13 protein-coding genes are annotated in these 13,528 nt (G+C 71.3%); 11 read left to right on the top strand and 2 right to left on the bottom strand.

Features of this window, described 5'->3' with window-relative positions; translation table 11 throughout:
* The first annotated feature begins 87 nt into the window (after positions 1–87).
* The 3 genes from CIK81_RS03920 (at position 88) to CIK81_RS03930 (ending at position 4,424) form a co-directional block, all read left to right on the top strand.
* Entirely contained in the window at positions 88–945 is an 858-nt protein-coding gene (locus CIK81_RS03920) for a hypothetical protein (protein ID WP_114355406.1), read from the top strand.
* 245 nt (positions 946–1,190) lie between these two features.
* Positions 1,191–3,401, top strand: coding sequence for a 3-hydroxyacyl-CoA dehydrogenase NAD-binding domain-containing protein (locus tag CIK81_RS03925; RefSeq protein WP_096197060.1), 2,211 nt, complete (start codon positions 1,191–1,193; stop codon positions 3,399–3,401).
* 165 nt (positions 3,402–3,566) lie between these two features.
* Positions 3,567–4,424, top strand: coding sequence for a hypothetical protein (locus tag CIK81_RS03930; protein WP_114304833.1), 858 nt, complete (start codon positions 3,567–3,569; stop codon positions 4,422–4,424).
* Between the two features lie 212 nt (positions 4,425–4,636).
* Here CIK81_RS03930 and CIK81_RS03935 read toward each other — a convergent pair whose 3' ends face one another.
* Positions 4,637–5,860 carry an aminotransferase class I/II-fold pyridoxal phosphate-dependent enzyme gene (locus CIK81_RS03935; RefSeq protein WP_096164634.1) on the bottom strand — a complete coding sequence of 408 codons (1,224 nt, stop codon included), beginning with the start codon at positions 5,858–5,860 and terminating at the stop codon, positions 4,637–4,639.
* A 93-nt stretch (positions 5,861–5,953) separates the two neighbouring features.
* On the bottom strand, positions 5,954–6,565 hold the full coding sequence (locus tag CIK81_RS03940) for a GtrA family protein (RefSeq protein WP_241963920.1): 612 nt from the start codon (positions 6,563–6,565) through the stop codon (positions 5,954–5,956).
* Positions 6,566–6,768: 203 nt separating this feature from the next.
* Here CIK81_RS03940 and CIK81_RS03945 point away from each other — a divergent pair, with 203 nt between their 5' ends.
* The 8 genes from CIK81_RS03945 (at position 6,769) to CIK81_RS03980 (ending at position 13,496) form a co-directional block, all read left to right on the top strand.
* Positions 6,769–7,569, top strand: coding sequence for a hydroxymethylpyrimidine/phosphomethylpyrimidine kinase (locus tag CIK81_RS03945; RefSeq protein WP_096164633.1), 801 nt, complete (start codon positions 6,769–6,771; stop codon positions 7,567–7,569).
* Between the two features lie 113 nt (positions 7,570–7,682).
* The gene (locus tag CIK81_RS03950; RefSeq protein ID WP_275542206.1) at positions 7,683–8,492 is read left to right on the top strand and encodes an amino acid ABC transporter ATP-binding protein; all 810 of its coding nucleotides are present in this window, start codon (positions 7,683–7,685) and stop codon (positions 8,490–8,492) included.
* 79 nt (positions 8,493–8,571) lie between these two features.
* Positions 8,572–9,540 (top strand): glutamate ABC transporter substrate-binding protein, encoded by a 969-nt coding sequence (locus tag CIK81_RS03955; protein ID WP_096164632.1) that lies wholly within the window; start codon positions 8,572–8,574, stop codon positions 9,538–9,540.
* A 130-nt stretch (positions 9,541–9,670) separates the two neighbouring features.
* Positions 9,671–10,375 (top strand): amino acid ABC transporter permease, encoded by a 705-nt coding sequence (locus CIK81_RS03960; protein ID WP_096164631.1) that lies wholly within the window; start codon positions 9,671–9,673, stop codon positions 10,373–10,375.
* Complete coding sequence (locus CIK81_RS03965) at positions 10,372–11,238, top strand: amino acid ABC transporter permease (RefSeq protein ID WP_096164630.1); 867 nt, start codon at positions 10,372–10,374, stop codon at positions 11,236–11,238. The genes CIK81_RS03960 and CIK81_RS03965 overlap by 4 nt, the downstream gene beginning before the upstream one ends.
* Before the next feature lie 112 nt (positions 11,239–11,350).
* On the top strand, positions 11,351–12,181 hold the full coding sequence (locus CIK81_RS03970) for an ABC transporter ATP-binding protein (RefSeq protein WP_096164874.1): 831 nt from the start codon (positions 11,351–11,353) through the stop codon (positions 12,179–12,181).
* Positions 12,178–12,828, top strand: a complete 651-nt coding sequence (locus CIK81_RS03975; protein WP_114304832.1) for an ABC transporter permease — start codon at positions 12,178–12,180, stop codon at positions 12,826–12,828. Before CIK81_RS03970 ends, CIK81_RS03975 begins: the two co-directional genes overlap by 4 nt.
* Positions 12,825–13,496, top strand: a complete 672-nt coding sequence (locus CIK81_RS03980; protein ID WP_114306712.1) for an ABC transporter permease — start codon at positions 12,825–12,827, stop codon at positions 13,494–13,496. Before CIK81_RS03975 ends, CIK81_RS03980 begins: the two co-directional genes overlap by 4 nt.
* Positions 13,497–13,528 lie beyond the last annotated feature (32 nt).

Below are 13,528 nucleotides of genomic sequence, written 5' to 3' on the forward strand. Positions count from 1 at the left end.
TTGCAAGAGCCCGATGTGATCGGGTGCGCTGCTGGGCCTGTCGGATCCCCGGGGACGGGAGGTCCTGTCCGCACTTATGCTCGGGGGGTGACGCAGCACCGGGGGCCTCGGCCCGACTACGACTGGGACGGCGCCTCCGTCCCCGCGGAGCCGGCGCCCGTCGAGCTGCCCGACCGGCGCGAGAGCGAGCCCGTCGGCCCGGGCGATCTCGGCGACTCGCTCTTCGCGGGGCCGGAGGGTGTGCCGGGGGCCTCGGCGGAGTCCGGGCCGGTGAAGCATCCCGGCCGACGGTTCACCCCCTGGTCGATCCTCGCCATCGTCGCCCTGCAGGCCGTCGTCACGGTCGCCGTCGCCGCGCTCGTCGTCGGCGGGGTGCTGTCGCTGCTCCGGGGCGACCCCGCGCCCGCACCGGACGCAGCCCCGCCCGCCACTCAGGCGCCGACCGACGAGCAGACCCCGCGGACGAAGGAGCCCGGCACGGTCACCGACGCGCAGGGCAAGGAGCTGACCGACGGCACCGGCGGGTACGACCACCCCGGCGACGTCGGCGAGCACACCTTCGGCTGGACCGTCTGGACCGAGGGCACGCTCAGCGTGAGCGCGCGAGAGGTCGACCTCGAGGCCACGCTGCCGCGCGCCGGCGAGGACGGTCTGCTGGAAGACGGGTTCCAGCTGGTCGAGGTCACCTATGAGGCCCGGTACGACGGTCCCGGCCAGTTCGCCCCCGTCGAGGAGCTGTGGCTCGCCGGGGAGACCGACCGGACCTACTTCCACGATGTCGCCGAGGGCCTCCTGCCGGACACCCTGCGCGCCGTGAAGCCCCTGTCCGACGGGGAGAGCGCCGAGTTCCGCGCCCTCTACGTGGTGCCCTCGCAGGAGATCGACGAGTTCCGTCTCGGTGTGGAGACGTACAGCGGCGAGGTCCTCTACTACGGCGTCGCCTGAGGTCTCCTCCTGCGGCATCGCGTGACGGGTGCTTCCGGGATCCTCCCGCCGAGCGGCGTCGGAGGAGCCCTGTGCTGCGCGGCGCCGAGGATCCCTGTCCAGCGCGGTGCCGAGGGCGCCCTGCACTGCGCTGCGCAGGTGGACACCGGCGCGCGATCTGAGGCATGATCTACCTGAAACCCGCGGTATCAGACAACCGTGCGGGGCGCCGCCACCCTCGACGAAGAGATCGCGAAAGGTCACTGATGAGCAGCTACACCGAGCACGTCACCCGAGTCCTCACCGAAGACCGTGAGCATCCCGGATTGGGCACCGTCGCCGTGCTGACCTTCGCCCCGCCGGAGGGCGAGGAGAAGCGGCCGGCGACTCTCGGGCCGCAGTCCATCGACGCCGTCACCGGAGAGATCGCGGCCGCGCTCGACCGCGCCGAGGCCGGCGAGATCCAGGCCATCGCGATGACCGGCACCGGCCGCGTCTTCCTCGCCGGCGCCGACCTGTCGATGTTCGCCGACCCCGCCGCCGCCGGCAATGTCGAGTCGATGACCCGCGCCGCCCATGACCTGCAGGTGCGCGTGCGCACCAGCCCCGTCCCGCTCCTCGCGCACCTCAACGGCGTGGCCCTCGGCGGCGGCCTCGAGGTGGCGCTCATGGCCGATGTCCGCACGGCCGCCGCCTCCGTGAAGGGCATCGGGGTGCCGGAGACGGGCCTCGGCATCCTGCCCGGCTGGGGCGGCACCACGCTCCTGCAGTCCGTCGTCGGCCCCGAGACCGCCGTGCGGATGATCCTCGAGGACCCTGCCCGCGACAAGCAGCTCGGCGCCGAGGAGGCGCTCGAGATCGGCCTGGTCGACGAAGTCGCCGAGGATCTCGACGAGGCGCTCGACGAGTTCGCCGCCCTGGTCGCCGCGCACATCGACGTCGACGTGGCCGATGCCGACGTGGTCGATCCCGTCGTCGCCGAGGCCGCTGCCGAAGCGCCCTCGGACGCTCTCGGCGCCTGGGCCGGCCGCACCGCACCGCTGCCAGGTGTCGACACCCCCGAGGCCGAGGCGCTGCTCGACGCGCTCGACGCCGCCCACGGCAGCGCCGAGACCCGCCGCACCTGGGCCGCGCGCCTCGAGGGGCAGGGAGCCCCGTCCGTCGGCCGCGCCCTGGAACTGCTCCAGAAGCTGCCCGGCTCGAGCCTGCCCGAGGCCCTCGCCCGCGAGGGCGAGGCGCTCGCCGACCTGGTGCGCTCCGATGCCGCCGCCGCCTCGATCTACAGCGCCGAGCTGCTGCGTCGCGGCAAGCCCGGCCGCAGGCCCGTCGAGGGCGCCCGCGAGATCACCCGCGTGGGCGTCGCCGGCGCCGGCCTCATGGCCTCCCAGATCGCCGCGCAGCTCGCGCTCGGTCTGCAGGTGCCCGTGGTGATGCGCGACCTCGACGAGTCGATCGCCGCCAAGGGCCTCGCGGCCGCCCGTGACGTGGTCGCCCGCACCGCCGCTCGCGGCACGATCGACGAGGCCACCGCCACCACGATCGCCGAGAACCTCTCGTCCACCACCGATCTGCAGGAGCTCGCCGGCTGCGATCTCGTGCTCGAGGCGGTGCCCGAGGTGCTGGCCATCAAGAAGTCCGTCTTCGCGGAGCTCGAGAGCGTGCTCGCGCCCGACGCGCTGCTGGTCACCAACACCTCCTCGCTGTCGGTCACCTCCATGTCCGAGGAGCTCGCGCATCCCGAGCGCGTCGTCGGCCTGCACTTCTTCAACCCGGTGGCCAAGATGCCGCTGGTCGAGGTGATCCATACCGGCGCGACCGACGAGGCGACGCTGGCCACCGGCCTCGAGGTGGTGCGGCGTCTGCGGAAGTTCGCGGTGCGCAGCGCGGACGCCCCCGGCTTCATCGTCAACCGCCTGCTGTTCCGGGTGCTCGGCGAGGTGCTCTCCTCGCTCGATGCCGGCGCGGACCCGGCCGAGGTCGACGCCTCCCTCGACCCGCTCGGCATGCCGATGCGACCCTTCGCGCTGCTTGACCTGGTGGGTCTGGCGGTCGCGGACCACGTGGGCACGGTGCTGCGCGGTGAGCTCGGGGACCGCTTCCACGCCTCCCCGGGGCTCGGTGCGATGGCGGAGAGGTCGGCGCGGTTCACCGAGGCCGGCAAGAACTCCGTGCACCCTCCGGTCTCGCCGACGGTCGCCGAGGCCTTCGGCACCGGCGCCGACCCCGCCGCGGCCTCGTCGGCGCCGGTGGGCGACGCCCTGCTCGAGCGGGTCCGGGATGGTCTCGCCGAGGAGATCGGCATCATGCTCGACGAGGGCGTGGTCGAGCGCCCCGAGCAGATCGACCTGGCCCTGATCCTGGGCGCGGGCTTCCCCCGTCACCGCGGCGGCGTCACCCCGTACCTCGACTCCACCGGCGCCGCGCAGCGCGTCGCCGGTCGCAGCTTCCACGGAGAGGCGTTCACCGCGCGCCGCTGACCAGGGCACGCGGATCGTCGCCGGATCGCGATCTCCCTGCCCTCTCCGGACGGCCCTCGTGGCGACGGGCCCGTCGTACCATGTGGCGAGCGAGCCCAGGGGGGTTCGACCAATGTTGGTCGTCTGGAGAGAGGGGACGGTGCCGTCACGGCACCGGAGAAGAACATGTCGCAGCCACCGCAGAACGGATGGGATCACCCCCAGTCCGGTGATCCGTACGGCCAGTCGTCCCCGAACGGCTACGGCCCGGGGCAGCCCGGGGGCGACGGCTCGCCCTCCTTCGCGCCCGCGTTCGGCAGCTCCGAGCAGTTCCCCCAGCAGCCGCCCGTGAAGAAGGGCCCCGGCAAATGGCCGTTCATCGTCGGCGGCTGCTGCGTGCTGCTCGTGCTGCTGATCATCGTCGCCGGCGCCGGCATCTATTTCTTCACGCGCGACAGCGGCGGCACCGAGGAGCAGAGGACCACCGGCAGCAGCACCTCTGAGGAAGCCACCACCGAGGAGGAGGCGACCACCGAGGAGGAGGCGACCACCGAGGAGGAAACCGCCACCGAGGAGGCGAGCGCCGATGCGGCGGCCGACGGCAAGGGCGCGAAGGACAGCCCCTACGCGACGGGCGAGACCTTCACGATCGACGACGGCGACGGCGGCACGCTGGACGTCACCCTCGGTGAGGTCGACTGGGATGCCACGTCGACGGTGATGGACACCAATCAGTTCAACACCGAGCCCGCCGATGACGAGACCTACGTCCTCGTTCCCCTCGAGGTGACGTACCACGGCGACAGCGAGGCCGAGGCCTACATGTCCGTGACCGTCGAGTACCTCAGCAACAGCGGCGAGAGCTTCACGGACCAGGGCACGGTGACGCCTCACAACTCGATCGATGTCGACACCCTGACCGACGGTGACACCGGGAAGTGGGACATGGGTCTGATCGTGCCGAAGGACCAGATCGACGACGGGATGTTCTCGGTGCAGGCCCTGCTCGATTTCGAGGCCGAGCCGGTGTGGGTCGCTCCCTGACTCGTCCCACCCTGACCCGTCCCACCCTGCACAGCGCGCACGGCTCGAGCAGTGCTCGAGAGACGCGCGGCAGCTGAAGGGCCCGCCCTGCCCGCCGGTGATCCGGTGAGCAGGGCGGGCCTTTGCTGTCCTCGAGGGAGCGGTTCGGGCGCTCTCGCGCAGCTGCGGCGAGTGGGCTGCTCAGTCGCTCACCCCCTCAGCTGTTCGGTCGCTCAGCGCCGTGGAGCCGCCCAGGCCTCGAGCCGCTCGAGGGACTGCTCGATCGTGGCGCGGGACTTGCAGAAGGCGAGGCGCAGGTAGGAGCCGGCTTCCCCGGCCTGCCCGTCCCGGTAGAACGCGGACAGCGGGATGCCCACCACGCCGGCCTCCGCGGGCAGACGCTCGCACAGTGCGGCGGCGTCGTCCTCGCCCAGCGGCGCGGCGTCGGCCACCGCGAAATAGCCGGCCTCCGGCACGCTCACGCGGAAGCCGATCCGGCGCAGACCGTCGGTGAGCAGGTCCCGGCGCTCACGCAGGTCCTGCGCGATGTCGTGGAAGGCCGTCGAGGGCATGGTCAGCCCTTCCGCGACAGCGGGCTGGAAAGGGGCCCCGGAGGCGTAGGTGAGCCATTGCTTCACGCCGGTGATCGCGGTGATCAGCTCGGGGCGAGCGGTGATCCAGCCGATCTTCCACCCGGTCACGGAGAAGGTCTTGCCTGCCGAGGAGATCGACACGGTGCGGTCCTGAGCGCCGGGCAGCGTCGCGATCGGCAGGTGCGCGGGGCCGAAGGTGAGGTGCTCGTAGACCTCGTCGGTCACGATGATCGCGTCGTGCCGGGCCGCCTCCTCGACGATGGCCTGCAGCGCTCCCACCCACAGCATCAGCCCGGTGGGGTTGTGCGGGGTGTTCACGAGCACCAGTCGCGTGCGGTCGGAGAACGCGGCGCGCAGGTCCTCCTCCGCGACGTCGAGCACCAGGTCGCCGTTCTCGCTGGAGCGGGAGGTGATGGGCACGGTGCGGTGCACTCCGCCGGCGAGGGCGATGAGCGCGGCGTACTGGTCATAGAAGGGTTCGAGCGTCACGACCTCGTCGCCCGGCTCCACCAGGGCGAGGATCGTCGCCGCCAGCGCCTCGGTGGCGCCGGTGGTCGCCATCACCTCGCGGGCAGGGTCCCAGCGCAGGCCGTACCACTGGGCCTGGTGCTCGGCGATGGCCTCGCGCAGCACGGTCTCGCCGAGGCCCGGCGGGTACTGGTTGCGGCCCGCCCGGATCGCGCTGACCGCCGCCTCGGCGACCAGAGCGGGCGGGGAGTCGTCGGGGAAGCCCTGCCCCAGGTTCATCGCACCCGTCTCGGCCGCCTTCGCCGACATCCGGGCGAAGACGGTGGGGCGGGCCTCGCCGCCCACGAGCAGTCCTGCAGCGCGCGAGGCGCGGGTCCAAGGGCCGGTGGTCTCCATGGGCTCGAGTCTGTCAGAGTGCGAGCGCCCGCCTCTACGCGGTCCGTTCCCGGAGGCCCGGGGAAGGGCCGAGCGGAGGGATCGGCGGAGGCGTCAGCGACGGGGGAAGACGAACCGGCCGTAGGTGACGTATCGGAAGGACGTCGAGACCGCCTGGCCGATGAGCGTGCCCGAGATGTTGTCCGCCAGCACCGAGTCCAGCCCCAGCACGTAGCGGGAGAAGCCCAGGCAGGACAGCTGCAGCCCGGAGGCGATCACGTTGATCAGCACGAACAGCAGGATCGAGCGGGAGGTGTCCGGCCGGGGGCGATCGCCGAACGTCCACAGGCGGTTGCCGAGGTAGGTGAGGCACGAGGCCGCGGCGATCGTGAGCACCTTCGCCGGCAGCGGGCTGCCGTGCATGAGGCCCTCGCCCCAGCCGTGCGCGGGATGCCAGAACACGAGCAGGTTGTACATCGCGGCGTCCAGCAGGAACACGATCCCGCCCACCAGCAGGAACTTCGTCGTCGATCCCAGGTGCTCCTCAACCAGGGAGCGCAGCGTGGACCGCGGTCTACGTCGTACGGCCGACGGACGGCGGCGGGTGGTGGAGGGCTCCTCGTGGCCGGCCAGCTCGAGCGAGGAGCAGGCGTCCCATCCGGGTGTGCGGGGGCGCGCGGACCGGTGGTGGTCCGCGGTCTCCGCCTGCGGTTCTGGCGTCAGCACGCCGGGAACTGTACCCGAGGCGTTAGGATCGGTCTTCTGCCGCAGCGACGGGCCGGTGGGACCTCACATCAGGTTCCCGTGGCCCTGGGAGCGCGCGGCACGACCGCTGCGACGGGTCCGACGGGACGTCGGCCCCTGGGAGCGCGCGGTCGGGGCCGTGCCGTCGGCCCCCATCGGACACCATCTCGCAGGAAGAGACGCTCATGACTCACGTCGCCCTCACCATCGCCGGCTCCGAGACCACCGGAGGCGCCGGGGCGCAGACCGACCTCAAGACGTTCCACCAGCTGGGGACCTTCGGCACCGCCGCCCTCACCTGCATCGTCTCCTTCGACCCGCAGAACGACTGGTCGCACCGCTTCGTGCCCGTCGAGCCGCAGGTGATCGCCGACCAGATCGAGGCGACCACGGCCGTGCACGACATCGACACCGTGAAGATCGGCATGCTGGGCACTCCGGTCACGATCGACACCGTCGCCACCGCGCTCGCCGAGCGCTCCTTCACGAACGTGGTGCTGGACCCGGTGCTGATCTGCAAGGGCCAGGAGCCCGGCGCGGCGCTGGACACGGACAACGCGCTCAAGGAGCAGATCCTGCCCCTGGCCACGTACGTGACCCCGAACCATTTCGAGGCGCTCGCGCTGTCCGGGATGGAGAGCATCGAGAGCGTCGAGGACCTCACCGAGGCCGCCCGTCGCATCCACGACACCTACGACGTGGTCGTGCTGGCCAAGGGCGGCGTGGTGCTCGACGGCCCCGACGCCGTGGACGTGTTCTACGACGGCGAGCAGGTCGTGGAGCTGCGCAGCCCCAAGATCGGTGAGGAGCGGGTCTCGGGAGCGGGCTGCACGCTCGCCGCCGCCGTCACCGCCGAGCTCGCCAAGGGCGCCACCCCGCTCGAGGCGGCCCGCGTCGCCAAGGCCGTGGTCTCCAGCTCGATCGAGAACCGTCAGGGCGGGCACGCGCCCTTCGAGGCCGTGTACCAGGGCGAGTACCGCGCCTGAGCCCCGGCCCGAGCCGGGCGCCCCCTTCCCGTACTGGTCACGAAACCGTTCCGACATGCGGTCTGCGTTGCGGAGTTGTGGACAGATGCCCTGCTGACCCGCATTCTCGAGGAATGAGCGACAGCACCACGACCCCGGGGACGCCCCGTCCGGCCGGATCCGGCGCCTCCGCCCCGAAGGAGATCGGCGAGGCGCTGATCTCGCTGCGCGGCGTCGACAAGTTCTTCGGCGACTTCCAGGCGCTGAAGGACATCGACCTGGACATCCACCGCGGCGAGGTGGTGGCGCTGATCGGTGCCTCCGGTTCCGGGAAGTCGACCCTGTGCCGGTGCATCAACCGCCTCGAGACCATCTCCGACGGGGAGATCACGATCGACGGTCAGCTCCTGCCCGAGGAGGGCAGGGAGCTCACGAAGCTGCGCAGTGACGTGGGCATGGTGTTCCAGAGCTTCAACCTCTTCCCGCACCTCAAGGCGATCGACAACGTGACCCTCGGCCCGCGGAAGGTGCGCGGGGCGAGCAAGGCCGACGCGGATCAGCAGGCGATGGAGCTGCTCGAGCGAGTAGGTCTGGCCGACAAGGCGAACTCCCTGCCCACCGCGCTCTCCGGCGGGCAGCAGCAGCGCGTCGCGATCGCGCGGGCGCTGGCCATGAAACCCAAGGCGATGCTCTTCGACGAGCCCACCTCCGCACTGGACCCCGAGGTCATCAACGAGGTGCTCGACGTGATGTCCGAGCTCGCGGAGCAGGGCATGACGATGCTCGTCGTCACCCACGAGATGGGCTTCGCCCGCCATGTCTGCGACCGTGTGGTCTACATGGACCAGGGCGAGATCGTCGAGCAGGGTGAGCCCGAGGAGTTCTTCACCGCTCCCCGCAGCGAGCGTGCGAAGGCCTTCCTGTCCAAGATCCTCGCCCACTGAGCCCCTTCCCCTGCCCCTGAGACCCCTGAACCACCGCACCCCTGCTTCGACCGGAGCAGCACGAGAATCGGAGAGATCCATGACCAGCACCTCCTTCCGGCCCGGCCGTCGCGCCGTGGTCGCCGCCGCCGCGGCCCTGCCCCTGGGCGCCGCGCTCGCCGCCTGCTCCTCCGACACCGGTGACGGCCCCGCCCTGGGCGAGGACGACGCCGCCGAGGGTTCGCCCTTCGCGGACGCCATCGAGTCCGGCCCGGTCGCGGAGGACGACGCGATCTCCGCGAGCGCCTGGGCCACCGCGATCAAGGACAAGGGCTCGCTGATCCGCGGCGGCACCGTCGCCAACCAGGTGTTCTCCCTGGCCAGCACCAGTGGCGGCCAGCCCACGGGCTTCGACGCCGGCATCACCCAGCTGCTCGCGAAGTACATCCTCGGCGAGGGCGGCGACGAGAAGGTCGAATACGTCGACACCACCGTCGAGACCCGCGAGAAGCTCGTGGAGAACGGCACCGTGGACTGCGTGATCGCCACCTACTCGGTCACCCCCGAGCGTCTCGAGGTCATCAACTTCGCCGGCCCGTACTACCTCTCCGGCACCGCGATCCAGGTGCGCACGGAGGACAAGGACACGGTCTCCGGGCCCGAGGACCTCTCCGGGCTGAACCTGGTCACCCAGTCGAACTCGACCGGAGTCCAGGCGATCGAGGAGTTCGTGACGGATCCGGGCGACGTGCAGACCCTCCCGGACAACGAGTCCTGCGTGGCCGCGCTCAAGCAGGAGCGCTCCGACGCCTACGTCCTGGACCAGGGCGTGCTGCTCGGCAACTCCGCCGCGGATCCCGACGTCACCGTGGTCGGCGAGCCCTTCGTGGACGACCCGTACGGCATCGGCCTCTCGCAGGACGACGAGGACGCGGTGGACTTCGTGAACACCTTCCTGCAGGCGATCATCGACTCCGGCACCTGGGAGTCCCTGTGGACCGCCACCGTCGGCGAGGTCATCGACGGTGACGCCCCGGAACCGCCGGTCCCCGGCGATCTCCCCTCCTGAGCTGAGCTGAGCTGAACCGAGTTGAGCTGAGCTGAGCTCAGCCGAGCCCGAGCCGACGTCGGCGGGCCGTCCGCCCCACCGCAGCGTGAGGACGGCCCGCCGCACCGGACCCCCGCACCGAGAGGCACCGATGCAGCCCATCGTCGAGAACATCCCCCTGCTGGCGCAGGGCATCGCGTACACCGTCGCGCTGACCCTGCTCGGCTACGGGCTCGCGCTCGTGGTCGGCACCGCGCTCGCGGTGTGCCGGGTCAGCCCGGTCCCGCCGCTGAGATGGGCCGCGACGGTGTACGTGGAGATCTTCCGCAACATCCCGCTGCTGAGCCTGCTGATCCTCATCGCCTTCGGGCTGCCGGACGTCGGCCTGCGCCTGCCCTACTTCTGGTGCGGCGTGCTGGGACTGACCCTGTCCTCGGCCGCGTTCGTGTGCGAGAACGTGCGCTCGGGGATCAACACGGTGCCCGTCGGCCACGCGGAGGCGGCGCGCTCGATCGGGCTCGGCTTCTTCGGCACCCTGCGTCACGTCGTGCTCCCGCAGGCGTTCCGCAGCATGATCCAGCCGCTGGTGAACGTCTTCATCGGCACGGTGATCGGCTCGGCGCTGTGCTCGGCGATCGCGGTCAGCGAGGTCACCTGGGTGACCCAGACCCTCAACATCCAGTACGCGCAGGCAGTGCTCATGTTCCTGGTCGCCGGCGCCGTCTACCTCGGGATGTCGCTGGGCGGCGCCGCGCTCGGCGGCATGATCGAGCGGGCCGTCTCCCCGGGCGGTCGTGGCTCCGGCCCCTCCCGCAGCACGGGCGCGCTCGACGTCACGGCCGGAGCACAGGCATGAGCGCCGCGACCGCCCAGGTGCCCTCGCGCGCCACGCCCCGGGCGACCTCCCGCGGCGCGACCCAGGTGCTCTTCGACGCCCCCGGACCCAAGGGCCGACGCCGCATCCTGCTGCTGTCCGTGGTCAGCGCCGTGGTGATCCTCGGCGTGCTCGCGGCCGGGCTGTGGACGTTCGCCGAGAACGGCGAGCTCGACCCGGACAAGTGGGTCGTCTACCTGCGCGCGGACTATCTCGCGTTCCTCGGGCACGGCCTGCTGGGAACCCTCAAGGTCACCGCCGTCGCGGCCGTCGTCGCGTTCCCGGCGGGGCTGCTGCTGGCGCTGGCGCGCATGTCCCGTCTCTCGGTGCTCAGCCGAGCCTCCACGGTGTGGATCGAGTTCTTCCGCGGCATCCCGATGCTGCTGGTCGTCTACGCCTTCCTGTTGGCGCTGCCCGCCTACGGCGTGACCTTCCCGCGGTTCTGGATGCTCGTGATCCCGATGATCCTGGTCTCCGCCGCCAGCACCGCCGAGGTGTTCCGCGCCGGCATCAAGGCGGTGGACGTCGGCCAGCACGAGGCCGCCGCCGCGATCGGTCTGGGCCGACGCCACGCCCTGGTCCATGTGATCCTGCCGCAGGCCGTGCGCCTGGTGCTGCCCAGCCTGATCCTCGCGCTGGTCACCCTGCTGAAGGACTCGACCCTGGGTTACGTGGTGAGCTACAACGAGCTGCAGTTCCAGGGCAAGACGATGGTCTCGATCACCCGCTACCTGGTGCAGACCTACCTGGTGGTCTCCCTGATCTACATCGTCATCAACTTCCTGCTGACCCGGGTCGCGCTCGCGCTGGACGCGCGGATGAAGGCGCGGGCCTCGGCAGGCTGAGCCGCTGCCGCGATGTCAAGCGGTGTCAGGGCGATCCCCTGCGGTGTCACCACGATGGCGTAATGTCGCCACCAGCTGACCGACGTTGGACGACCCTGATGTGGAGCTGGCCGTGATCGGATTCGAGAACGTCCGCAAGGAGTACCCGGGCGGGACGATCGCCGTCGAGGATTTCAGCCTCGAGGTCGCCTCGCACGAGTCGATGGTGCTCGTGGGCACGTCCGGGTCGGGCAAGACCACGTTGATGCGGATGATCAACCGTATGGTCGACCCCACCTCGGGCCGCGTCCACATCGACGGGGACGATGTGGCGGGCCTGGATCCCGTGAAGCTGCGCCGCAGCGTCGGCTACGTCATGCAGGCCTCGGGCCTGCTCCCGCATCGCACCGTGCTGGACAACATCACCACCGTGCCGGTGCTGCGCGGCACCTCGAAGAACGAGGCCCGTTCCCGCGCCCATGAGCTGATGGAGACCGTCGGCCTCGATGCCGCGCTCGCGAGCCGCTATCCCGCGCAGCTCTCGGGCGGCCAGCAGCAGCGCGTCGGCGTCGCCCGCGGCCTCGCCGCGGATCCGAACATCCTGCTGATGGACGAGCCCTTCGGGGCGGTGGACCCGATCGTGCGCGGGGAGCTGCAGCAGGAGCTGCTGCACCTGCAGCGGGATCTGCGCAAGACGATCGTCTTCGTCACCCACGACATCGACGAGGCATTCCTGGTCGGCGACCGCGTGGTGATCCTGCGGCCCGGCGGCGTCATCGCCCAGATCGGCACCCCGCAGGAGATCCTCGCGGATCCGGCCGACGACTTCGTGGCGAGCTTCGTCGGTGCCGACCGCGGCGCCCGCACCCTGCACGTGGAGCGCACCGACGGGCAGGACGTCGTGGTGGACGCCGACGGGCGGGCCGCCGGAGTGCTGGACGCCGGCGGGAGGAGCACGTCGTGAGCTGGGTGCTCGCCAATCTCGACGTGATCGCCGGGTACACGGGGTCGCACCTGCTGCAGGCTCTCCCGCCGATCCTCCTCGCGTTCGTGCTGTCGCTGCCGCTCGCCAAGCTCGCCAACTCCCGCGGCTGGCTGCGCACCTCGGTCACCACCTCCTCCGGGCTGCTCTATGCGATCCCCTCGCTGCCGCTGTTCGTGCTGCTGCCGGGGCTGCTGGGCACGGGCGTGCGCAGCCCGCTGAACATCTCGATCGCGCTGTCGCTGTACGCCCTCGCGCTCATGGTCCCGGCGGCGTCCGACGGATTCCGCTCCGTGAGCCGTGACGTGCTCGGCTCCGCGACCGCCCAGGGCTACGCGCCGACCGCGCGCTTCCTCCAGGTCGAGCTGCCGCTGGCCGGCCCGGTGCTGCTGGCCGGCGTGCGCGTCGTCGCCGTCAGCACGATCTCGCTGGTCACCGTCGGCGGCGTGCTCGGGGTGCCGAGTCTGGGCATGCTCTTCGTGGACGGCTTCCGCCGCGGCATCCTCGCGGAGATCACCGCCGGCGTGGTCCTCACCGCGGTGCTCGCCCTGGTCACCGATGGGCTGCTGGTGCTGCTGGGCCGAGCCCTCATGCCCTGGACCCGAGGCAGGACGGTGAAGCGCTCATGAACGGCAACCCCTACCTCGAGGCGTTCGACTGGCTCGCCGACCCGGTGCACTGGTCCGGGCCGTCGGGCATCCCGATGCGCGCCCTCGAGCACCTCGGCTACACCGCGCTCGGCGTGTTCGTCGCCGCGCTGATCGCAGTGCCGATCGGCCTGCTCGTCGGCCACACCGGGGTCGGCAAGGGCGTCGCCGTCGCCGCGGCCGGCGCCGCCCGCGCCCTGCCCACGCTGGGCCTGGTGACGCTGTTCGCCCTGATGCTCGGCATCGGCCTCAGCGCGCCGCTGCTGTCCTTCGTCGTGCTGGCGATCCCGTCGCTCCTCGCGGGGGCCTACTCGGCCGTGGAATCCGCGGACCCGGCCACGGTCGACGCCGCGCGCGCCCAGGGCATGACCGAATGGCAGATCCTCTCCCGCGTCGAGGTCCCGCTGGGCATGCCTCTGCTCGTGGGCGGCTTCCGTGGCGCGACCGTGCAGGTCGTGGCCACTGCGATGCTCGCCGCATACGTCGGCAACGGCGGGCTCGGGCGGTACATCTTCCTGGGACTCGGCTCCCAGGACTATCCGCAGATGATCGCCGGCTCCGTGCTGGTGATCATCCTGGCACTCGTGCTCGACCTCGTCCTGCTGCTCACCCAGCGGCTCACCGCCCCGCGCGGCGCCCGCACCGCCTGATCCTCGCGACCTCTTCGATCCCCTCGATCCCG

Source organism: Brachybacterium sp. JB7 (assembly GCF_003335205.1).
GTDB lineage: Bacteria > Actinomycetota > Actinomycetes > Actinomycetales > Dermabacteraceae > Brachybacterium > Brachybacterium alimentarium.